We start from the raw sequence: 21,946 nt of genomic DNA on the forward strand, positions 1-21,946 counted from the left end.
CCGTTGGATGCCTACCATCGGCGGGTGGACGCCACCGGTCGGGACGCCGTCGAGAACGCCGCGGGCGGGGACGCCGCCCGCCGGGACACCGGGGCCGGCGCCCCGGCGCAATCCTGCGCGCCGCGCCGCCGGAGTACCGCCGCCGGGCTGGCGGCGGCCTGCCACCCCGTTCCCGCCGTGGCCGTCACCCTGCTGGTGACGGCGCTGGCGGCGACGGCCGGCCGGGGCACGGGCGGCTGCGCGCTGGTGGCGGCGGCCGTCCTCGCGGGGCAGCTCTCCGTCGGCTGGAGCAACGACGCGGTCGACGCCGGCCGGGACCGCGCCGCCGGGCGGTACGGCAAACCGGTGGTGTCCGGCTCGGTGAGCGCCCCGGCCCTGCGGGCGGCGGCCGTGGTGGCGCTGGTACTCGCCGTACCGCTCTCGTTCGCCTGCGGACCGGCCGCCGGCGGCGTCCACCTCCTCGGTGTCGGCGCGGCATGGGCGTACAACCTCGGCCTGAAGGGGACGGCCCTGTCCTGGCTGCCGTACGCGGTGGGGTTCGCCGCGCTGCCCGCGTTCGTCGCGCTGGGCCTGCCGGGGAGCCCCTGGCCGACCTGGTGGGTGTGGGTCGCCGGGGCCCTGCTGGGCGTGGGGGCGCATCTGGGCAATGTGCTGCCGGACATCGGTGCGGACCTGGCCACCGGGGTGCGCGGATGGCCGCAGCGGCTGGGCCCGGCCAGGACGCGGCTGCTGCTGCCCGTCCCGCTGGTGGCGGCCTCCGCGCTGCTGGCCCTCGGCCGGCCGGGGGCGTCGGGGACCGCCTGTCCGGCCGCCCTGGCGGCGGCCGTGCTGGTCGCCGTGGGCGGCGCGGTCGCCGGGCGGCGACGGGCCGGGGCGCCGTTCCTCGCCTCGATCGTCGTGGCGGGCATCGATGTGGCGCTGCTGGTGCGGCAGGGCGCGTCGATCACCTGACCCGGTGGCGCGTGACCGGTCGGGGCGGGCGCGGACCAGCCGGCGCGAGCGGGGCGGGCCGTGGTTCGCGCCGGCCTTCCGCGGGTGGGTCAGCCGCTGTCGGGGTCGTGCGGCCCCTCCCCGGGCGCGGTGCCCGGCCCGCCCCCGCCGCTCCGTTCGGCGCCGCCCGCGCGCTCGCCGCGCTCCTCCTCCGGATGGACGTCGTTCTCGCCGGTGACACGTTCCAGCGGCGACTTGTCCTGCTCGTCCCGCTTACCTGGCTCTGGCACGGCTCCTCCTGGGGGCTCGTCGGTGTCGGCGCTCGGTCGGTCGCCCGACGAGCGGGACCGGACGAGTTCCCCGCGCGGGAGGGTGAAACCGTGACCGGGGTGGAAGCGGGCCGGGGACCACCGCGGTCCCGCCCCCGGCCACGGGACAGGCACTCCGGGGCCGGGACGCGACGGGGGCGGGAGACCGTCCCGGGCGGGCCCGCCGGAGGCCGGGGCGCCGCCCGGGACCAGGCACCGCTCGCGGTCAGGCGCCGAGTTCCGCGGCCATGGTCCGCAGCGTCGCCGAGAGGGCCTTCAGGTCGTGCTCCGCCGGTGACGAGGTGCCCAGCCGTTCCACGAGGTCGCCACGGGTGAGGAGGACCGCGGCCCCCCGGTGTTCGTCGGACCTGAGCTCCGCCGGGTCGAGCACCCGCGCCCGGCCCTCCAGGAGCACCAGTGCGGTGTCGTCGTCGGCCGCTTCGAGCAGCTCGCGTACCTGGCTCTCATTGATCATTTCGAAAGTCGCCTCTCTGTCGGCTCGCCCGCCCCGGGTACCCCGGACCCGCGCCGCTCACCGGTGTCGAACGGGTGCGGCACGAGCGTGACACGCGCGACACGGGTGTGACACGACGAACACGCGTCCGCTCCGGTTGGACGCCGGAAAGCCGGGCACCAGGCGTCGCACAGTGCTTCGCCGGCCCCACGGGGCACGGCGGAGCGTCCGAGAAGTCACCGGGTAGGAGTGGCCGTGCCAGCACGCATGGGGGTCGAGGAGGAATTCCACGTCGTGGACGTGGAGAGCGGTGTCATGGTCGACCGGGCGGGGTCGATCCTGAGCCGGCTGCCCGGCAAGGAGTTCACCGCCGAACTGCACCGGTCGGTGGTGGAGTCCAACAGCGGGGTCCACGCCTCGCTGGAGGACCTGCACACCGACCTGCTCAGGTCACGGCGGCTCCTGGACGCGGCAGCCGCACGCCAGGGACTGGCCGTCGCCGCGGCGGGCACCGTTCCGCTGGGCCCCCCCCGGCCGCGCGGAGTCACCGCGGACGACCGCTACGCCCACATGGCCGACGAGTACCGGCGCCTCGTGGACGAGCAGCTCATCTGCGGTGCCCAGGTCCATGTGGACGTGCCGGACCGCGACACCGCCGTACGCGTCATGTGCGCCGTCTCGCCGTGGCTGCCGGTCCTGCTGGCCCTGTCCGCCAGCTCCCCCTTCTGGCTCGGTTCGGACACCGGGTACGCGAGCTGGCGGACCATGGTGTGGCAGCGCTGGCCCACCGCCGGCCCCGCCGGCTGCTTCGAGAGCGCCGCCGAGTACGACGCGACGCTGGACGAGCTGGTCCGGTCGGGGGTCATCAGCGACCCGGGCATGGTCTATTACGACGTACGGCCCTCCGCGCACCTGGGGACGCTGGAACTGCGGATCAGCGACGCCTGTCCGCGCGCCGAGACGGTGGTGCTGCTCGCGGGACTGTTCCGCGCGCTCGTCACGGACGCCACCGCACGGCTGGAGGACGGTGCCGCCCCGTGCGCCTGCGGCGGCGGCCGGCGCGAGTGGCTGCGCACCGCCACCTGGCGCGCCGCCCGGTCCGGTCTGGAGGGTGACCTGATCGACCCGGTCACCCGGATGCCGGCACCCGCGTCCGCCGTCGTGCGGGACATGGTGCGGCGCCTGCGCCCGGCGCTGGAGGCCTGCGGCGACTGGCAGACCGTACGCGACCTCGCGGAGCGGGCCCTGGCCGACGGAAGCGCGGCGCACCGCCTGCGCCGGGTGGCCCACGAGGAGGACCTGCTCGCCTGCGTGGACCTGATCACCGCCGAGACGCGGGGAGGCTCCACACTCGGTTCGTCCCCGGCCCCGGCTCCGTCCGCCCCTTCCTTCGTGTCCGCTCCCCTCTCCCCCACCATGTCGCCGGTCGCGCTGCGCCGTGCCGCCCGCCCGGCGGCCAGGGCGGCGGGCCCGGAGCTGACCGGTCTGGCCGGAACGGTCGGAGGCTGACCGGCCGTTCCGGTTCCGTCACCGCCGTCGTGGCAGGGCCCTGACCGGGCCTCCCGGCGCCGCCGGTAGCATCCGGGTCGGACGTCGGGAGGGGCGGGCGGGATGCCTGGACAGCGGTACGGGAAGCGGCGGCGCGGGCGCAGGGGGGACGACGGGCGGGACGAGCACTGCGTCGAGGGCGCGCTCGACGGCTGCGCCTGCTGCGGCCGGTCCTGTTCCGGCCTGTGGCCGGCCGTGCTGGTCCTCGCCCTGGCCCGGCCGGCCGGGCGGCCGGGCGCCGCGTCCGCCGAGGACCCCGCGGCCCCGCGTCCGGCGGGACGGGTGGCCGGCGCCATGTACGAGGCGGTCCGCCACTACCGGGCCAGGGTCAGCCCCGCCCGGCCCGCCTGCTGCCCGTACACGCCCAGTTGCTCCACCTATGCCGTCAAGGCCCTGGGCCGGCACGGCGCGCTGCGCGGCGGCCGGCTGGTCCTGGGCCGGCTGTTGCGCTGCCGCCCCGGAGCCGCCCGCCGGCGGGGGTTCGGCGACCCGGTGCCCGACTGACCCGGTGGGTCGTCCGGCCTGGGCCGGACGGCTCGGCCACCGGTTGTCGCCCGCGACGGCCGGGCGGGGACGCCCGGGTGGGGCCGGCGGCCGGCGGAGCCGGGCGAACGAGCAGATCCCTGGCGTTTCGGGCGCCGCTGCGGCTCCTTTCGGCGCTGCTCATCCCGGCTGTTCGGTGGCCACTAGCCCGAACTGGTGATCGTTGCTCTCTGGTGAGAGGCCGTTCCGCGGTGTAGCGTCGTTTCCCAGATGTCGTGGTTCGCAGTACCTGCCCGCGCGCTCGCGTGGGCGCTTTGCTGTGCAGTGCGGGACCAGGGCGATCACCTCCGGGTCCGCGCGGTGCGGATCCGATATCGACTGAGAGGCACGAGCATGGCCAGCGGAACCGTCAAGTGGTTCAACTCCGAAAAGGGTTTCGGCTTCATCGCGCAGGACGGCGGCGGTCCGGACGTCTTCGCGCACTACTCCAACATCAACTCCACTGGCTACCGTGAGCTCCAGGAAGGCCAGGCCGTGACCTTCGACATCACGCAGGGCCAGAAGGGCCCGCAGGCGGAGAACATCACCCCCGCCTGACCCGGCACGGCACGGCAGGCCCCGGAGCACCGCTCCGGGGCCTGCCCGTTTCCCCGCCCGCCCGCTCCGCCCGTGGCCGGCCCGGACAGGGCGCCGGCCAGGTCGCCCGGACATGTCGCCCGGCCGGGCCGGCCGTTCGCCGGGCAGGTCGCCGCCCCGGACACGTCGCCCGGCTCGGTCCGACCGGACGATCCGTTAGCACCCCGGCCGCTCGTCCTCGGGGATCAGCCGCACGCCGACGACCGCCATGACGCGCCGGCGCCCCGTTGTCGTAGCGGATGCCGTGGACGCGCCGGCGTCCGCCGGGGGCGTCACCGGGCGGAGCCGAGCGTGCGTACGGCTTCGATGATCAGGTCCCAGTAGGCGGGGGCGTCCACACCGATGCCGACGTCGGCGTTGGCGGGGCGGCCGGTGACTCCGTCGAGGTCGACGACCGTGGCGCCCCGGGTATGGGTGCCGGTCAGCTCGACGGCGACCGGGGCCCTCACCAGGGTGACCAGGCCGGGGGCGACGAGGTGGGCCACCGTCAGCGGATCGTGCAGCGGCGGCGCGGTGAGGCCGAAGACCTCACGGTAGGTGGTGCCGAAGAACGTCAGCAGCTCGGCGCACAACCGCGCCAGCGGCGTACCGAGCGCGTCGAGACGGTCCAGCACATCGGCAGTGGCCGGTACCTGGTGGCTGACGTTCAGTCCGATCATCGTGACGGGCAGGCCGCTGGAGAACACGATGTCGGCGGCCTCGGGGTCGGCGGCGATGTTGAACTCGGCGGCGGGCGTGCGGTTCCCGCGCCCGGTGTAACCGCCCATCAGCACGATCCGCTCGACCCGCTCGGCGGCGAGGGCCGGGTGGGCGAGCAGGAAGGCCGCGACATTGCTGAGCGGCCCGGTGGGCACCAGCGTCACCGGGACCGGATGGGCCAGCAGCGTCTCGCGGATGAGCGTCACGGCGTCACGCGGGTCGAGCGGTACGGTCGGCTCGCCGAACCCCGGGCCGTCCAGGCCGGACTCACCGTGGATGTTCCCGGCCACCAGGCCCGTCCCGCACAGCGGACGCCCCAGGCCGGCGCTGACGGGCACGCCCTCGATCCCGGCGACGGTGCAGATCCGGCGGGCGTTGAGGGTGGTCTTCTCGATCGTCGCGTTTCCCGCGACGGTGGTGATGGCGAGCAGTTCGACGGCGGGGTGGGCGGCGGCCAGCATGATGGTGAAGGCGTCGTCGTGCCCGGGGTCGCAGTCCAGGATCACGGGCAGGGGCATGGACGTCTCCTTCGGGTGGGGGCCGCGCTCCGTGCTCCCCACGCTGCCGCTTTCCGGCCGCCGTGTCACGGACGGCGCCGGCCGTTCGGGGAAGCGTTTCCGGTACGGCACCGGCGACGACCGGGGCCGGGCCAGGGGCGCGGTGCCGGCGAGGAGCGCGGCTGGGAGACTGTGCCGCATGGCCGGCGGCCTGCGCGGGGGCGGGCAGGGCTATCAGGCCGGCGAAGGCCGCCACGGTCACGGCGGCGGCTGCGGTACGGGTACGGAGCACGAATGTCCCTCACGGTACGGCCGGGCACCCCCCGACATCGGGCCCGGCGGAGCCGCCAGCCTGGACAGGTCCGGCGACGGCCGGGCGCGGGTTACCGGATCGGGACACGGGCGGGCGTCGACCCTCCCGAGGGGAGGCGGCCCCGCCCGGGCGGCAGCGTGCGGGCGGGGCCCTGTACCCCTCACCGGGGCGATGGGGCCAGGCGCCACAGCATGGCACCAGTTTCGGCCAGGCAACAGAGTGATGACCGAAACCGGTTGGTGCGTCCCGGAGCCGGACGCGATCCGCCCGTGGTGCGGCCCCACCACCGCCGGCCGCGCACCACCCCCGCCGGAACAGGCCAACTCACCCCGCGACGCTGCCGAAGCGCGCCGGTCGTCGCCGCGCCCGGGCGCGCGAGGGTGCCCGGCGCCGTCGGGGAACGGGGCGCCGGGGCCGGGTGGAGTGGAGGGATTCGCGGACGACCGGGTGAACATTCGGCGTCGGACGGTAACGTGGAATGGCTGCGACAGCACATCGGCACGCCGTCAGCCAGGTCAACGGGGAGACCATGGTATCCGTCTTCGAGAACGCCGACAAAGTATTCAGCTTACTGAACAGACTCGTCCGCCGGCCGAGGAAAGGAGAATTGCCGGAAGGCGTTCCCGGCCGGAGCGGGCTTCCGGTGGTCTGCCTGATAGGCCCTGACCAGCAGGCGCTGGTCGACGACATCAAGTCGTCCCTGGGGCGGGCGCGGCCCGTTCGCATTCCGCACGAGTTCATCCAGACGTCGCGGCTGCGCGAAGAGGTGGCCCGGGAGCGTGCTGATCTGGACGCCGACTGGCAGCCCATCGAATTCTACCGGCGCGTTCTCGTCGCACTGGCACAGGAGTATTCATCCGCGAGCAACGGCAGCGACGGACGGGTCAGGTTCCGCCGGTTCGGTCTCGTCAACTGGCTGCTGGAGTCGAATTACACCGGGGAGGAGGCCGACCCCCAGCACGACCGGGAGCTGCTGCGCAGACTGCGTGACCGGGAGTTCATGCGCAGGCGTCTGTTCGGTGTGCTGCGCAGCCCGGACACCGAGGTGTCCGTACAGGGACAGGTGCCCTGGTGGGCGCTGGTCCTGGGCCTGCACGTGTTTCCCATCGTCTGGTTCCGCGCGTGGCGCGGACTGGGCGCCGAATACCGGTGGTTGATGCGCCAGCCCTACATGGCGCCACGTGACCCGGGGACCTTCGCCGGGTTCGCCATGCGCCTGACGCAGCCCCGCTGGGGACGGGAGAACCCCGAACAGGTCGGCAAGCTGATGGTCAACGCCTTCCTGGAAGATCTCAGGGTGGCCTACCGGCGGCGGTTCTGGCGGCGGCGGGCCGCGCGCCGCACGTCCTACTGCGTGGCGTTCCTCCGGGACGTGAGCGACGAGAACTGCGGTACCGGGCTGATCAGGTCGATCATCGACGTACGCAACGAGACCGGTGTGTTCGATCCGCTGCTGGTCGTCTGCGCCGGCGACGGTTCCGGCTTCGAAGGGCTCGTCCGCAGGCCCCTGTCGGTGGATGTCCACGGCATCTGGCGGCACTGGTTCCACGAGGCGGGGCGGAGCCGGACGGCCGACGTCTGGTACCTGGTGGTCGATGTGCCGGCGCCGCTGCCGCCGGGCGACACCGCCTACCAACTGCACTTGGACCAGCTGGGGCCGGCCAGGCAACTGGAGGTCGATCCACCGCCCCGCTGGGCGAGGCGTTGGGTGACGGTGGTCGCCGCCCTGGTCGCCGTGGCGCTCCTGGGAGGCGGGATCGTCGGCCTGGTCAACCCGGTCGCCGAGGACCGGTGGGAGCAGCGGCACTGCGGGCTGAGCCGCTCGGACCCCGACGCGGCCACCCTGGAACGGCAGAGCACCGGCGAGTGCGTCGGAGTGGCGCCGAACGGCTACGCGTTCGGGACCACGGACAAGGCCCTGCAGAACGCCCTGCGGGTGATCGCCAGGCAGAACGACGAGGTCGACGGGATCCACCGGAGGTTCAAGCGGCGGCCCGTGGTGACATTGGTGCACCTCTCGGCCCTGCTCAGCAGCTCCGGGCAGGCACCGAACGCGCTCGCGTACGTGCGGGAGGCGCTGCAGGGCGCGGCGAGCGCGCAGCGGCGCCAGCTGGACAAGAGGGGAGCCACCGATCCGCTGCTGCGCGTCTACCCGGCGAGCGCCGGGTCGGGGATGCGCTTCGGGCCGAAGGTCGTCGGCACGGTGGAGCGGATGATGCGGCGCGACCCGTCCATCGTGGGAGTGACCGGGCTCGATCAGAGCCGGAAGGCGACGATCACCACGATAAAGGAGCTGACCCGCATCGGACTGCCGATGGTGGCGACGACGCTCTCGGCCGACACGCTCGACGACCACTCGCCCATGTACTACCAGGTGTCGCCGCAGAACCGCCGCGAGGCCACGGTCGCCGCGGCGTACGCGTCCTCCCTGGGCCGCGCGCGACTGCCGCGCCGCCAGGTCCGGGTCGTCTACTCCGCCGACCCGACCGACGAGTACAGCGAGAACCTGCGGGACGACGCGGCCGCGGCGTTCGCCGCCGCCGGTTTCCCGGTGGAGCAACAGGGCTACAAACCCTCACCAGCGCCGCCGGAGGCAGCGGGCCGGCCAGGGGCGCGGACCGTGGGGGAACGGGCCTGCGGGTATCAGGGACTGGTCTTCTTCGCGGGCCGGTCGGAGGACTTCGAGACCCTGCTGTCGGGGGTGAACTCCGCGTGCGGATCGGATCCGCCGGCTCTGCTGGGCGGTGACGACGTGGCACGGCTCGCCGCCGACCCGGTACGGCGCAGCGCCTTCCCCAAGGTGCCGTTCGACTTCCTCGACTTCACCCTGGGGTCGGCCTCCTGCGACAGTGAGAGCGATCTCTACAGCACCATGCGGAAACTGTTCCCCACGGAGTGCGAGCAGCTCGCGAACACCTCACTGGACGGGCACGCCTCCCTCGCGTTCGACGCGGTGAACCTGTACGTGAAGGCACTGGGGCAGCTCCAGGACACGGCTCCCGACCTGCCGCTCACCGCGCCCGCGGTGTGGCACTCACTGAGCAGCATCCACGGCGGCGCGGCCCTGGACGGGGAGAGCGGGAGGATCGACTTCGGTGGAGTGGTGGACCGGCAGATCCCCCTCGACAAGCTGATCTCGGTGCAGCACGTCGACGGCGAGAAGCCGCCCCGGCAGGTCGGTTTCTGCGGCAAGCGGGGTGGTCTGCGCCAGAGTCGGTGGTGCCCGCCCCCGGAGAAGGGCAGGCAGTGAGAATCCCGGCGGGCGGCGGCCGGGGTACCGGCCCGCCAGGGGCCGACCCGGGCGGTGGCGGCGGCGCACCGAGGCGTACGGCTGCCGCGAGGGTTGATCGGGGGGCGTGGGGCCGGACCGCGCGCCGGTGCGTGCGCGGGTTGTGATGTACCTGGTCAAACCACTAGTGTCGCAGGGCCTTGGTGTACGGGAAACCGGTGAAGTACCGGTGCGGCCCTCGCCACTGTGATCGGGAAGTCCGGCTCCATCCCCCGGGAAGCCACTGGACCGCCGCGGGAGACCGCAGCGTCCGGGAAGGCGGAGTCGCGGCGGCATGACCCGTCAGCCAGGAGACCGGCCAGGGCGCGTTGTCCATCCACGAGGTGCTGGAGAGGGTCTCCCCATCATGCATATCGCCGAGGGCTATCTGCCCCCGATACACGCCGCCGCCTGGGGCGTCGCGGCCGCCCCCTTCGTCGCCCACGGCGTCCGGGCGCTGACCCGGGAGGTCAAGGCGAACCCCGAGTCGACGCTCCTGCTCGGCGCGTCCGGCGCGTTCACCTTCGTGCTGTCCGCCCTGAAGATCCCGTCGGTGACGGGCAGTTGCTCCCACCCTACCGGCACGGGTCTGGGCGCCATCCTGTTCCGGCCGCCGGTCATGGCGGTCCTGGGCACCATCACCCTGCTCTTCCAGGCGCTGCTGCTGGCGCACGGCGGGCTGACCACACTGGGCGCCAACGCCTTCTCCATGGCGGTCGTCGGGCCGTGGGCGGGGTACGGGGTGTACCGGTTGCTGCGGGCGTCCGGTGTGCCGCTGATGGTCGGCGTGTTCTTCGGGGCCTTCGTCGCCGATCTGTCCACGTACTGCGTGACCAGTGTGCAGCTCGCGCTGGCGTTCCCCGACCCGGCGACCGGCATCGCCGGCTCGCTGGCGAAGTTCCTGGGGATCTTCGCGGTCACGCAGATCCCGCTGGCGGTCAGCGAGGGGCTGCTCACCGTGCTGGTGATGCGGCTGCTGATCCAGTCCAGCAAGGGTGAGCTGACCCGCCTCGGGGTGCTCCTGGTGAACGGGAAGAAGAAGGAGGCCGTGGCCCGATGAGCCGTAACGCCAAGATCAACACGCTGCTGGTGCTCGTCGTCGTCGCGCTGGCCGTCCTGCCCCTCGCGCTGGGCATGGGCGACCACAAGGAGGAGCCGTTCGCGGGCGCGGACGCCCAGGCGGAGACGGCGATCACCGAGCTGGAGCCGGATTACGAGCCGTGGTTCACCCCCCTGTACGAGCCGCCGTCGGGCGAGGTCGAGTCGGCCCTGTTCGCGGTGCAGGCCGCCCTCGGGGCCGGGGTGCTGGCGTACTACTTCGGGCTGCGCAAGGGCCGTCGGCAGGGTGCGGAGCGGGCGCTCGCCGGGGGCGGCGCGGGCACCGGCACGGACAGCGGCACCGGAGCCGGGGCCGGTACGGGAGCCGGCACCGGTACAGGAGGCGGCACCGGGGCCGGTGCCCGGCGGCCCTCCGCCTAGCCGGGCCGGGAATGCTGCCGATCGACGCGGCGGCGCACAGCAGCCGCTGGCGCCGCCGTCATCCCTGCGAGAAGGCCGTGCTGGGCTTCGGCCTGACCCTGTGCGCGGTCTCCCTGCCGCCGTGGCCCGGTGCCGTGCTCGTCGCGGCCGCCGCGCTGGCCGTCCTGCTGGGCCCGGCCGGGGTGGCGCCACGCCGGCTGTGGCGGGCGTGGCGGGTGCCGCTCGGGTTCTGTGTGACGGGCGCGGTCCCGCTGCTGTTCCAGGTGGGCGGGGCGGACGGGTGGGTGACACCGGCGCCGGACGGACCGGTGCAGGCGGGAAACCTGCTGCTGCGCACGTCGGCGGCCTCGCTGGGGGTGCTGCTGTTCGCGTTCACCACGCCGGTCTCCGACGTACTGCCCCGGCTGGTGCGGGCGGGAGTGCCCGCGCCGGTCGTCGACGTGGCCCTGGTGATGTACCGGATCAGCTTCCTGCTGCTCGACTCCGTCGCGCGCATCCGGCAGGCGCAGGCGGCCCGGCTCGGGCTGACCGGCCGGGCGGCCGCCTGGCGGTCCCTCGCGGGGCTGGGATCGACGGCCTTCGTGCGCGCCTTCGACCGGGCGGCGCGGCTGCAGAGCGGCCTGGCGGGGCGCGGTTACGACGGGACGCTGCGGGTGCTGGTACCCCCGGCGACGGTGGACCGCCGGTTCCTGGGCGCCAGCGGGGCACTGCTCGCCGGACTCGTCGCCCTCACTCTCGTACTCGAAAGGTTCCTGCCATGAATCCGTCCCCCGTCGTGGAGCTCGTCGGCGCGGGATACGCCTACGAGGACGGGCCCGCCGTGCTGCGGGGCGTCGACTTCGCCGTACCGGAACGGCGTGCCATCGCCCTGCTGGGCCGCAACGGCAGCGGCAAGACCACCATGCTGCGGCTGCTCAGCGGTGGGCTGAAGTGCGCGAGCGGGCGGCTGCGGCTGGCCGGTAAGGACGTCTCGTACGACAGGGCGGGGCTGACCCGGCTGCGGACGACGGTGCAGCTCGTCGTGCAGGACCCGGACGACCAGCTGTTCGCCGCGTCGGTGGGGCAGGACGTGTCGTTCGGGCCGATGAACCTCGGCCTGGCCGAGGCGGAGGTGCGGGACCGGGTGCGTGAGGCACTGGAGGCGCTGGACATCGTGGCGCTGGAGGACCGGCCGACGCACCTGCTCTCGTACGGGCAGCGCAAGCGGGCGGCCATCGCGGGCGCGGTCGCCATGCGGCCCCGGGTGCTGATCCTGGACGAGCCGACGGCCGGCCTGGACCCCCACGGACAGGAGCGGCTGCTCGACGTCCTGGACCGGTTGCGCGCGGCCGGGACCACGGTGGTGATGGCCACGCACGACGTGGACCTGGCGCTGCGCTGGGCCGACGACGCGGCGGTGCTGTCCCCGGACGGCCTGCGCACCGGCCCGGTCGCGGAACTGCTGGCGGACCAGGAGCTGCTGGACGCGGCGCGGCTGCGCAGGCCGTGGGGCATGGCGGTGGCGCGGGTGCTGCGCGAACGGGGCCTGCTGGGCGCCGGCGACCCCGGGCCGCGTACCCCCGAGGAGCTGGAGACCTGGGCCGCGGCGGTACGGGGCGGCTAGTGCCCGCCGCTCCCCGCACCGGCGGCCGGGGCGGTGGCGGGTGGGGGGCGCCCGCCACCGCCGAGGCGGGCGCCGGGACGGATCGTCCCGGACGGCGACGCAGCCCTCCTGCCCGGTGCCGGGGCGGCCGGCCGGGACGGCGTCGCTCACCCACGCGTTGGCGGTGGTGATGCGGTTGAGCCGTTGTCATAGGGTCCGGTCGTATGCATGTGGTTGCGGTTCTGGCGCTCGACTCCGTATCGGCTTTCGACCTGGCCATTCCCTGCCAGGTGTTCGCGTTCGCGGCGCACCCGGACGGAGAGCCGGCCTACGAGGTGCGGGTCTGCGCCGAGGACACGGTGACGGCGGCGGCCGGTCCGGCACAGCCGTTCCGGCTCTCCTCCGCGTACCGGTGGGATGACGCCCTCGACGCGGACACCGTCGTCGTTCCCGGTGTTCCGGCGGAACGGGAGCCGCACCAGCGGGCCGTGCGGCTGCTGGCGGAGGCGGCCGGCCGGGGGGCGCGGGTGGCTTCCATCTGCACGGGGGCCTTCGTGCTCGCCCGGGCGGGGCTGCTGGAAGGACGGCGCGCGACGACGCACTGGCGGTTCGCCGAGGCGCTGGCCAGGGAGTACCCGGGGGCACACGTCGATCCGTCGGTGCTGTTCGTCGACGAGGGGCGGGTGCTGACCTCGGCGGGGGTAGCGGCGGGTCTCGACCTGTGTCTGCACCTGGTGCGCCGCGACTACGGCGCGGCGATGGCCGCCGACGTCGCCCGCCTGATGGTCATGGCCCCGCAACGCACCGGCGGGCAGGCGCAGTTCATCGACTACCGGGTTCCGGAGTCCGATTCGGCCGACCTCGGTGACACGATGCAGTGGATGCGGGACAGGCTGCACGAACCGCTGACGGTCGCCGACATCGCCGCGCACGCCATGATGAGCAAGCGCAGCCTGGCACGGCACTTCCAGGCCCAGACCGGCAGTACCCCTCTGCGGTGGCTGCTGGCCCACCGTCTGCAGCGCGCGCGGGAACTGCTGGAGACCACCGAGGTCCCCGTGCGGCTCGTGGCGGAGGCCACCGGGTTCGGATCCGTCGAAACGCTCCGCCATCACTTCGCGCGCCAGGTGGGGACCACGCCCTCCGCCTACCGGGCGGCCTTCCGGGTGCGGCCCTGACCACACGGCCCCTCCGGCTGTCTCCCGGTGCGGCGGCCGGGCCCTGGCAGCATCTTGCGCCTCATCGGCACTGGTGCCACTGTCGCCGGTCACCACCCGCCGGAAGACTGGACGCGTCCGCACAGCCCGGGCCGCCCGCGACGCCCGCGGGCGGCCCGGGCGCCGCGCCCGAGGCCCTTCCGGAGGAACCACATGTCCCCTGTCCCCAGACGAGAGATGCTGCGCACCGGCGCCGCCGTGGCGGCCGGCGCCGGTCTGGCGGGCGCGGCACCGAACGCCGCGGCATCGGCCCGCGCGGCGGCGTACTCCGCGTCCACGGCCACGTCCGCCGGTGCGTCCGCCCGTCGGCGCGGTGGACCGCTGCGCGTGCACACCGTGCTCTACGACGGGGTGGAGGAGCAGGACTTCGCCGGTCACATCGAGGTGTTCGGCATCGTCGGGGCGGAGTTGGCGGCGCAGTCGTTCGTGTCCGTCGACGGGCCCCGCACCGTGACGACGGCCACCGGTATGGAGATCGTCTGCCGTACCCCCTGGTCGCCGCGTTCGGCCGATCTGATCCTCGTGCCCGGTGGCGGGTACGGTGCCGGGTCCGGGCTCCAGCGGGAGGTACGGCGCGGGGTGCTGCCCCGGGCACTGGCCGCCGCCCGGCGTCCCGGCCTGGTGCTGGGCGCGGTGTGCAGCGGCACGATGCTGCTGTCCGCCGCCGGGCTCACCGCCGGCCGGCCGTGCACCACCCACCACATCGCCGTGGCGGACCTCAAGGCCCAGGGCGGCCGGGTCGTCGGCGGCCGGGTCGTCGACGACGGTGACCTGGTCACCTGCGGCGGGGTCACTTCGGGCATCGACCTGGGGCTGTGGCTGGTCGAGCGCTTCTTCGGACCGGAGACGGCCGTGTTCGCCGAGGAAGTTCTCGAGTACGAGCGCCGTGGCACCGTCTGGCACGCCTAGGGGTGTCTCGATCAGGCCGGAAAAGGCCGGACCGGGCCACACACCTGGACGCGGCCCTCTCGGGGGCGGCCCGCGCCCCGGGGGGCCTCCCCCACCACCCACCCCGCTGAGACCGGAGCGACCACCCATGACGACGTACGGCATCCTCCTCTTCGACACCGCGGAGGAACTCGACTTCGCCGGCCCCTGGGAAGTACTGACCACCTCTTCCGCCCTGCGCGACGGCGCCGACGACACCGTGCTCATCTCCGAGCGGGACGCCCCGGTGCGCTGCGCCAAGGGCATGCGGGTCCTGCCGGACCACACCCTCGACAACCATCCAGCACTGGACGTGCTGCTCGTCCCGGGCGGCCGCGGGGCCAGGGAGACCGAGCCGCACAACCGGCGGGTCACCGACTGGATAGCGGAGACCTCCGCGCGGAGCGCGTGGGTCGTGGGAGTCTGCACCGGAGCGTTCCTGCTGCATGCCGCCGGGCCGGCCCGGGGACGCCGGGTGGCGACGCACTGGCAGCACAACGACGAACTCGAGGCGCGCGGTGACGTCACCGTCGTGCGCGACGCCCGCTACGTCGTCGACGGCAACCTGCTCACCAGCCAGGGAGTCTCGGCCGGCATCGACAGCGCCCTCTGGCTCGTCGGCCAGTTGCACGGCCGGGACCATGCCCGCTCCGTACGGCGCACCCTGCAGTACGACCCCGCGCCCCCCTACCTCGCGGACGAGCCGCTCGCCCGCTGACCGGCCGTCGGCCCGGTGCCGGCCGGGGCCACGCGGTCACCGCGCCCGCCGCCGCGCGGCGCCGCCGTCGACCGCGCGGTCGGCCGGCGCCGGTGGCGCCGCCGCGCCCCGCCTCCCGGACCACCGGGCGGGTCCGCCTCCCGCGCCCGCCCGCCCGCCGGGCCGGTGTCGCCCCCTGACCGGCAGGGCCGAGCGACTCCGGGCCCGGCGCCGATGCCCCGCCCGTCCCCCACCCCATCGCTGTCGCGCCCAGCCGCGCGAAGAGAGGTATGACATGAAGCGACGAACCCTGCTGCGCACCTCGACGGCACTCGGTGCCGCGACACTGGCCGCCGGCACGGCGGACCGCGCCGCCGCGACGCCACCTCGCGCCCCCCGTCCCGGAGGACCCCTGCGCGTACACGTCGTGCTGTTCGACGGTGTGGAGGAACTCGACTTCGTCTCGCCCTACGAGGTGTTCTCGGCATCCGGCTACTTCACCGACCGCACGGTCGATGTCCGCTACGTCAGCGCGACCGGCGCCCGCGCCGTCACCTGCGCGTACGGGACACAGGTGCGCGTGGACCACCGCTGGGCGCCCAGTGAGGCGGACGTCCTGGTGGTGCCCGGCGGCGGGTACGCGCGCCCTGACGAGCCGGGTGTCCGGGCGGAGATCCGGCACGGTGTCCTTCCCCGGGCCCTGTCCGCCGCGCGCCGCGAGGGCCTCACCATCAGCGCCCTGTGCACCGGGGTGATGCTGCTGTCGGCCGCCGGACTGACCCGGGGACGCCCCTGCACCACCCACCACCGGGCGCGTGCCGACCTCGAGAAGCAGGGCGGTGTGCTCAAGAACGCCCGCGTCGTCGACGACGGTGACCTGGTCACCGCCGGCGGCGTCACCTCGGGCCTGGACCTCGCCCTGTGGCTGGTCCGCCGTGAACTGGGCGCCGAAGCGGCGATCAACATCGAGCAGATGCTCGAATACGAAGCGCGCGGCACCGTGTGGAGAGCGGAGCGGAACCGGGACTGACCGGCGTACGAGCCACCGCCCGCGCCCCGGACCGGGCCGGCGTCCCGGACCCCCGGTCGCGGGGGCCCGGGCGACCCGGCGGCGGGGCCCCGCTACCCACGTCGGGATGAGTACGCGCACTCATGCCCACCGTCCGCCGCCCGCATAGCTTCCTGACATGCACAGACAGAACGCCGCCGAGGGCGGTCCCGTCCGCGTCGGCATCACCGGGGTGGGCTCCTGCCTGCCCGATCGGACCGTGACCTCCGAGCACCTGCGGCAGCGGGTGGCAACGGCCAGTGGGCTGCCGCTGCCGGCCGGTGTGTTCGAGCGGGTCACCGGGATCACGACCCGCCGGGTCGCCGCCGAGGGCGAGTACGCCTCGACCCTGGCGGTGACCGCGGCCCGCACCGCGCTCGACCGGGCCGGTCTCGACCCGCTCGACGTCGACCTGCTGCTGTTCGCCTCCGCCACGCGGGACATGGTCGAGCCGGCGACCGCGCACATCGTGCAGGCGGAACTCGGCTCGCGCGCCCACGCCCTCGACGTCACCAACGCGTGCAACTCCTTCGTCAACGGCATCGACACCGCCCGCGCCATGATCATGGCCGGGCGGGCCCGCCGGGCCCTCGTCGTCACCGGTGAGACACCGAGCCGGGCGGTCCGCCACCGGCCGGACAGCCTGCGCCAGTTCCGGGACGGGTTCGCGGGCTACACCTTCGGCGACGCGGGCGCGGCCGTCGTCCTGGAGCCGGTGGAACGCGGCGGGATCCTGGACGTGGACACCGAGACGCACTCCGAGCACTGGCCGGTCGGCGGGATCGCCGGCGGCGGTTCGCGCCACCCGCGCGGGGAGGAGCACACGTACTTCCACGGCGACGGCCGCGAACTGCGCGAGGTGTTCGAGAAGGTGGGCGCGTCGGTGCTCGACCGGGTCCGCCGGCGCACCGGCCCGGAGTGGGCGGACTACCGGCACGTCCTGGTGCACCAGGTGACGGTGCCGTACCTGGAACGCTTCAGGGAGATCACCGGGGTGCCGGCGGACCGGCTGGTCGTCACGGTCCCGGAGACCGGCAATGTCGCCTCCGCCACCCTCGGGATCCAGCTCGACCGCGTCCACGACGGGCTGCGCCCGGGGGACCGGGTGCTCTTCGTCGGCCTCGGCGGCGGCGTCAGCATCATGACCATGGTCTGGGAGAAGTCATGAGCGCCCTGTGGGTCGTCGTGCCCGCCCACCAGGAGGCGGCCCGGATCGGGACCACCCTGGAGGCGCTGGCCTCCCAGCGGGACCGGGACTTCACCCTCGTCGTGGTCGACAACGCCTCCGGCGACTCCACCGCCGGGATCGCCCGGGAGTTCGCCCGCCGGGCGCCGTTCCCCGTGCACGTGCTGACCGAGCGGGACAAGGGCGTGGGGTGTGCGGTGGACACCGGTTTCCGCTACGCCGTCGAGCACGGCGCCACCCTCCTCGCCCGCACCGACGCCGACTGCGTGCCGCACCCCGGCTGGACCGGGGCGGCGCGGGCCGCGCTGGAGCGGGGTGCCGGGATGGTCTGCGGCCGTATCGAGGCCCGCCGTGACGAGCACGGGCCGCTGGGCCGGGCCGGGTTCCGCGCCATGGTGGCGCTCGCGGCGTTCTTCGGACGGATACGCCCCGCGCACCGGCGGCGCCATGGCTACCTGGCCCCCTACCGGATGCACGCGGGCAACAACATGGCCATCACGGCCCGGCTGTACGAGGCCGTCGGCGGAATGCCGCGCCGCCCCTCGCCCACCGACCGGCTCTTCCTGAACCGGGTGCGGCGCCGCACGACGGCCATCGTCCACGCCCGCGACATGGTCGTGGAGAACTCCACCCGGCGGCTGCGCGCCTACGGGGTCGTCGGAACCGCCCGCTGGTACCTGGACAAGGGCCCGGGCCGCCACGGGGAGGACCCGCGCTGATGCTGGACGCCCTCGACCGCGCGCTGCGGCGCGACCCGCACCGGCCCGCCGTGCTCGGCACCACCCGTACCGGAGCCACGCGCACCAGGGCCACCCGGGGCGAACTGTCCGACCTCGCCGGCCATTACGCCGCCGCCCTGCACGCCCGGGGCCTGGAGCGCGGTGGCACGGTCGGTGTCGCGGTGCGGCCCGGGCCGCGCGCCCTGGCGGTGATGCTCGCCGCGCACCGCCTCGGGCTGCGGGCCGCGGTCCTGGACCCCGGGGCCGGCCCCGACGTCCTGCGGGCCCGGCTCGCCCTGGCCCGCCCCGACGTCGTACTCGCCGACGCGACCGCGCAGGCCGTCGCCGGATGGGCGCGTCCGCTGGCCCGCCGCGCCCGTCTCGCCCTGCCCGACCTGGCCGCGCTCGGCCCGGTCGCGACGGTCGGGCCCCGGCTGCCCGGCTGCGCCCCGGCGCTGGACGCCGGCCGCGCGGTGGTGCTGCCCCGGCCGGTGGACGAGGACGGCGACGCCGTCGTCGTCTTCACCTCCGGAACGACGTCCCGGCCCCGCGCGGTGGTCCACTCCCGCTCGTCGCTCGCCGCCGGGATGGCCACGGTGACCGGCCTGGTGCGGCCGGAGGCGGGCCTGCCCGTGCTCGGCGGGACGTTCTTCGTGCTGGTGCCGTCCCTGGCGAGCGGCGCGCCGGTCGCGCTGCCCGCCCGTTCGCCCCGCGTCCTGGCCCGGCAACTGCGCCGTCTGGAGCCGCGGGCCACGTATCTGACGCCGCCCGCGCTACGGGCGGCACTGGACGCGGGCGCCGGGTTCACCGGCCGGGTGTGGACCGGGTCGGCACCGGCCGGCGCCGGCCTGCTCACCCGGGTCAAGGACGCCGGCGCCGACGAGGCGTGGGGCGTGTACGCGCTCACCGAGCTGTTCCCCGCGGCTGCCGTCGAACAGGCGGACAAGGCCGCGTTCACCGCCGCGGGCGACCTCGTGGGCCGGCCGCTGCCGGGTGTCGAGGCGAGGACCGGGGCCGCCGGCGAGCTGCTGCTGTCCGGGCCGGCCGCCCGGCACCGCTACCTCGGCGAGGACCCCGATCCCTGGGTCGCCACCGGTGACCGGGCACGCCTGGCGGACGGCCGGATCGTGCTGGAGGGCCGCTGCAAGGACATGGTGCTCCGGCGGGCGGAGAACGTCTACCCGGGTCTGTACGAACCCGCCCTGCACGTGCCCGGGGTCGAACTGGCCCTGCTGGTGGGCGTTCCGGCCGGTGACGGCGACGAACGCCTCGTCGCCGTGGTCCAGCCCGCCCGGGGCGCCGACCACGGCCGGGTCCGCGCCGCCCTGGCCGGACCGCTGGAGCGGATGGGCACCGCACGGCCGGACGCGCTGCTGCTGGCCGACATCCCGTTGTCGGGCCGCTCGCTGAAGCCCGACCGGGCGGCCACGGCGCGGCTCGCCGCGACCCGGCTGGCCGGGGACCCCGAAGCGGGCACCGTGTCCCGGGCCTGGAACCGCCGGCCCCGGTTCCGCCGGCCGCAGGCCCGGCTCTCCGGGGCCGTCCCCGGGGCCGGGCTGCCCGGAGCCGCCGTTCGCGCGGCGGCGGGCCACCCGGCGGCGGCCTGTTCGTCCGAGGCGACCCCGCCGGACACCCGGCCGTCCCCCGGGGTCCGGCCCGGCGCGCCCGGGAGCGCCGGATGAGCGCCGTCCCGGTACGCCCCTGCCCCGGGTCCGCCGCCTCCGGTGCGGCCGACGCGCCCCGGACGGCCGCGGCCGCCCCCACCCCTGACGAGGAGTCGGCCGTCACCAGCTCCCCCTCCTCCCCGGCGGACCGCGCGGCCCGCCGCCGGGACCGGCGGGTCTACACCCGCTCCCACCCGGTCCTGTTCGCCCTGCTGGCAGCCACCCGCCGGCGTACCGTGACACGGTTCGGCGGGACGGTGCTCGTCCACGGCGCCCAGGCGTACCGGCAGGTCCTCACCCGGGTCCCGCTCGACCGGACGGCCGCCGGGACCACGGGGGGCGCCGCGCGGGAGCTGTCGGGCGGCGAGGGGCGGATGCTGTTCGACCAGCAGGGCGCCGGTCACCGCGACACCCGCCGGGCGGTCGCCGACAGCCTGGGGGCGGCCGGCGTGGCGCGGCTGCGGCCCGTGTGGCTGGAGGTACTCGACCGTCGCCTGGCCCCGCTGGGCCGGGGGCACGACGTCGACCTCGTGCCTCTGGCCCGGGAACTCGCCGGTGCCACGGTCCGCGCCCTGCTCGGCACCGCTGCCGACCCCCTCGCCGTCGCGGACGCGGCGGCCGAGGCCGCGGCCGCGGCCGTGCGCGATCACCTGCCCGGGCCCGGCGCACGCGGTGCCGCGCGGGCCGCCGCCGCGGCGACCGCCCGGCTCCAGTCCCTGCTCTCCCCGCCCGGCACGCGGACCGGGACGGAGAACGGTACGGACGCCGCTGCGGACGCCGGGCTGCGCGCCGTGCTCGCCGTCGCGGCGGTCAACACCACCGTCGCCGCCCTGCCCAGGGCCGCGGCCTGGTGCGCCGACGCCGGGCTGTGGGGCCAGGCGGCGGACGACCGGCTGCGGCCCGACCTGGTCGGGGAGCTGCTGCGGGTCACCGCCCCTTCCCCGCTGCTGCCGCGCGTCGCGGCGGCCGGCGCCGACACCACCGTGGACGGCTGCCCGGTGCGGGCCGGCGACCGGCTGATCCTGGTGGCCCGGCACGCGGCCGGTGCGCACAGCGACCCGCCCGACGCGCTGCGTCCGGCCTCCCCCGCCGTGGCCCGACTGGTCTTCGGGGCGGGCGCGCACGCGTGCCCCGGCGCCCGGCTGGCCCGGGCCCAGCTCGACGACACCCTCGCCGCCCTGGCGCCGTACCGCCCGTATGTCGTCCGCGCCCGTGCGGACCGCCGCGCCGCCCTTCCGGGCTGGCGCTCCCTCACCGTCCGGGCCGCCGCCGGCCGCGGGCTCCCGGAGGAGTCATGACCACCATCGCCGTGACCGGGGCCAGCGGCTTCTGCGGCTCCCACGTCGCCGCCACCGCCGCCGCCCGGGGTGCCGACGTGCTGTGCGTGGGCCGGCGGCCCGGACCCGTCGGCCGGCACGTGCCCTGGGACGCGGAGACGGCCGTGCCCGACCTGGCCGGCGCCGATGTCGTGGTGCACTGCGCGGCGGCCGTCGGCGACCCGGTGCCGGGCTCGCCGGCCGAGCGGACGATGCGCGCGGTCAACGTCGACGGCACGGCCCGGCTGCTCCGGGCGGCGGCGGGCCGCCCCGTGGTGTGGGTGAGCAGTGCCAGCGTGTACGCCCCGGGCGCCGGGCGGTCCCCGATCGGCGAGGACCACCCGGTGGGCGGGCAGCCGAACGCCTACGGGCGGACCAAGGCGGCCGGGGAGGCGCTGGCCCTGGCGGCCGGCGCGGTGGTGCTGCGGCCGCGGGCCGTGTACGGCCCGGGCGACCCGCACCTGGTCCCCCGGCTGCTCGCCCGGGTGCGCCGCGGTGTGCTGCCGCTGCCCGGCGCGGACGTCGAGCTGAGCCTGACGGCCGTGGAGAACCTCGCCGACGCGTGCCTGACGGCCGCCGGCTGGCCGCCGGGCGCCTACAACATCGCCGACCCCCGGCCGTACCGCCGGGACGAGACGCTCCGGTCGGTGGCCCGCGCCCACGGGGTGGCGGTACGGGTCCTGCACCTCCCGGTCCGGCTGGCGGCGGCGGCCGGCGCCGTCGCCGAGGCCGTCGCCCGGTCGCGCCCGGACACCGAGCCGGCCCTCACCCGGTACGCCGTGCGGCAGCTCGCGCACGGTGTGGTCCTCGACGTGGGCAGGGCCCAGGAGCAGGGATGGACGGCACGGCGCTGCCTCACCGACTACCTCGGTGGCCTCGGTGGCGGTGGGGGCGCGTCCCGGCCGTGGCCCCCCGCCCCGGGAGGCCGCCGGACCGGCACGTAGCGCAGCTCACGCCGGCCAGGTTGTGCAACTT

At 75.5% G+C, this 21,946-nt stretch carries 21 protein-coding genes and 1 riboswitch; of the genes, 18 read left to right on the forward strand and 3 right to left on the reverse strand.

Annotated features, from left to right (window positions below):
* Positions 1 to 24 precede the first annotated feature (24 nt).
* Positions 25 to 951: a UbiA family prenyltransferase gene (locus tag AB0H53_RS11610; protein WP_362110095.1), complete on the forward strand. Its 927-nt coding sequence runs from the start codon at positions 25 to 27 to the stop codon at positions 949 to 951.
* 89 nt (positions 952 to 1,040) lie between these two features.
* On the opposite strand, the gene AB0H53_RS11615 is transcribed toward AB0H53_RS11610, so the two are convergent.
* Complete coding sequence (locus AB0H53_RS11615) at positions 1,041 to 1,220, reverse strand: hypothetical protein (RefSeq protein ID WP_362110097.1); 180 nt, start codon at positions 1,218 to 1,220, stop codon at positions 1,041 to 1,043.
* 244 nt (positions 1,221 to 1,464) lie between these two features.
* Positions 1,465 to 1,713, reverse strand: coding sequence for a hypothetical protein (locus tag AB0H53_RS11620; protein WP_362110099.1), 249 nt, complete (start codon positions 1,711 to 1,713; stop codon positions 1,465 to 1,467).
* A gap of 234 nt (positions 1,714 to 1,947) precedes the next feature.
* Between AB0H53_RS11620 and AB0H53_RS11625 the strand changes: the two genes are divergently transcribed.
* The 3 genes from AB0H53_RS11625 (at position 1,948) to AB0H53_RS11635 (ending at position 4,320) form a co-directional block, all read left to right on the forward strand.
* Positions 1,948 to 3,201: a glutamate--cysteine ligase gene (locus AB0H53_RS11625; protein WP_362110101.1), complete on the forward strand. Its 1,254-nt coding sequence runs from the start codon at positions 1,948 to 1,950 to the stop codon at positions 3,199 to 3,201.
* Between the two features lie 102 nt (positions 3,202 to 3,303).
* Complete coding sequence (gene yidD / locus AB0H53_RS11630; protein ID WP_362110103.1) at positions 3,304 to 3,744, forward strand: membrane protein insertion efficiency factor YidD; 441 nt, start codon at positions 3,304 to 3,306, stop codon at positions 3,742 to 3,744.
* Between the two features lie 372 nt (positions 3,745 to 4,116).
* Positions 4,117 to 4,320, forward strand: coding sequence for a cold-shock protein (locus AB0H53_RS11635; protein ID WP_362110105.1), 204 nt, complete (start codon positions 4,117 to 4,119; stop codon positions 4,318 to 4,320).
* 311 nt (positions 4,321 to 4,631) lie between these two features.
* Here the strand turns inward: AB0H53_RS11635 and AB0H53_RS11640 are convergent, their stop codons facing one another.
* On the reverse strand, positions 4,632 to 5,576 hold the full coding sequence (locus AB0H53_RS11640; protein WP_362110107.1) for a nucleoside hydrolase: 945 nt from the start codon (positions 5,574 to 5,576) through the stop codon (positions 4,632 to 4,634).
* Positions 5,577 to 6,475: 899 nt separating this feature from the next.
* On the opposite strand from AB0H53_RS11640, the gene AB0H53_RS11645 reads away from it, so the two are divergent.
* From AB0H53_RS11645 to AB0H53_RS11710, 14 genes are all read left to right on the forward strand, one after another.
* A complete protein-coding gene (locus tag AB0H53_RS11645; protein ID WP_362110109.1) occupies positions 6,476 to 9,118 on the forward strand; it encodes a hypothetical protein in 2,643 nt (880 codons plus the stop codon).
* Positions 9,119 to 9,253: 135 nt separating this feature from the next.
* A riboswitch (cobalamin riboswitch) is annotated at positions 9,254 to 9,475 on the forward strand.
* Positions 9,476 to 9,503: 28 nt separating this feature from the next.
* The gene (locus AB0H53_RS11650) at positions 9,504 to 10,196 is read left to right on the forward strand and encodes an energy-coupling factor ABC transporter permease (protein WP_362110111.1); all 693 of its coding nucleotides are present in this window, start codon (positions 9,504 to 9,506) and stop codon (positions 10,194 to 10,196) included.
* Positions 10,193 to 10,615: an energy-coupling factor ABC transporter substrate-binding protein gene (locus AB0H53_RS11655; RefSeq protein ID WP_362110113.1), complete on the forward strand. Its 423-nt coding sequence runs from the start codon at positions 10,193 to 10,195 to the stop codon at positions 10,613 to 10,615. The genes AB0H53_RS11650 and AB0H53_RS11655 overlap by 4 nt, the downstream gene beginning before the upstream one ends.
* Positions 10,616 to 10,626: 11 nt before the next feature.
* Positions 10,627 to 11,376 (forward strand): cobalt ECF transporter T component CbiQ, encoded by a 750-nt coding sequence (gene cbiQ, locus AB0H53_RS11660; protein ID WP_362110115.1) that lies wholly within the window; start codon positions 10,627 to 10,629, stop codon positions 11,374 to 11,376.
* On the forward strand, positions 11,373 to 12,218 hold the full coding sequence (locus AB0H53_RS11665; protein WP_362110117.1) for an ATP-binding cassette domain-containing protein: 846 nt from the start codon (positions 11,373 to 11,375) through the stop codon (positions 12,216 to 12,218). Before cbiQ ends, AB0H53_RS11665 begins: the two co-directional genes overlap by 4 nt.
* Before the next feature lie 203 nt (positions 12,219 to 12,421).
* The gene (locus AB0H53_RS11670; RefSeq protein WP_362110119.1) at positions 12,422 to 13,375 is read left to right on the forward strand and encodes a helix-turn-helix domain-containing protein; all 954 of its coding nucleotides are present in this window, start codon (positions 12,422 to 12,424) and stop codon (positions 13,373 to 13,375) included.
* Between the two features lie 192 nt (positions 13,376 to 13,567).
* Positions 13,568 to 14,323 (forward strand): DJ-1/PfpI family protein, encoded by a 756-nt coding sequence (locus AB0H53_RS11675; RefSeq protein ID WP_362110120.1) that lies wholly within the window; start codon positions 13,568 to 13,570, stop codon positions 14,321 to 14,323.
* 127 nt (positions 14,324 to 14,450) lie between these two features.
* Positions 14,451 to 15,059, forward strand: a complete 609-nt coding sequence (locus AB0H53_RS11680; RefSeq protein WP_362110122.1) for a DJ-1/PfpI family protein — start codon at positions 14,451 to 14,453, stop codon at positions 15,057 to 15,059.
* A 274-nt stretch (positions 15,060 to 15,333) separates the two neighbouring features.
* Positions 15,334 to 16,068, forward strand: a complete 735-nt coding sequence (locus AB0H53_RS11685) for a DJ-1/PfpI family protein (protein WP_362110124.1) — start codon at positions 15,334 to 15,336, stop codon at positions 16,066 to 16,068.
* Between the two features lie 157 nt (positions 16,069 to 16,225).
* Positions 16,226 to 17,254: a ketoacyl-ACP synthase III gene (locus AB0H53_RS11690; protein ID WP_362110126.1), complete on the forward strand. Its 1,029-nt coding sequence runs from the start codon at positions 16,226 to 16,228 to the stop codon at positions 17,252 to 17,254.
* Positions 17,251 to 17,991: a glycosyltransferase family A protein gene (locus tag AB0H53_RS11695; RefSeq protein WP_362110128.1), complete on the forward strand. Its 741-nt coding sequence runs from the start codon at positions 17,251 to 17,253 to the stop codon at positions 17,989 to 17,991. Before AB0H53_RS11690 ends, AB0H53_RS11695 begins: the two co-directional genes overlap by 4 nt.
* On the forward strand, positions 17,991 to 19,673 hold the full coding sequence (locus AB0H53_RS11700) for a class I adenylate-forming enzyme family protein (protein ID WP_362110130.1): 1,683 nt from the start codon (positions 17,991 to 17,993) through the stop codon (positions 19,671 to 19,673). Before AB0H53_RS11695 ends, AB0H53_RS11700 begins: the two co-directional genes overlap by 1 nt.
* Positions 19,670 to 20,953, forward strand: coding sequence for a cytochrome P450 (locus AB0H53_RS11705; RefSeq protein WP_362110132.1), 1,284 nt, complete (start codon positions 19,670 to 19,672; stop codon positions 20,951 to 20,953). The genes AB0H53_RS11700 and AB0H53_RS11705 overlap by 4 nt, the downstream gene beginning before the upstream one ends.
* Entirely contained in the window at positions 20,950 to 21,915 is a 966-nt protein-coding gene (locus tag AB0H53_RS11710; protein ID WP_362110134.1) for an NAD-dependent epimerase/dehydratase family protein, read from the forward strand. The genes AB0H53_RS11705 and AB0H53_RS11710 overlap by 4 nt, the downstream gene beginning before the upstream one ends.
* Positions 21,916 to 21,946: the final 31 nt, after the last annotated feature.

It is taken from the genome of Streptomyces sp. NPDC050856 (assembly GCF_040653855.1).
Lineage (GTDB): Bacteria > Actinomycetota > Actinomycetes > Streptomycetales > Streptomycetaceae > Streptomyces.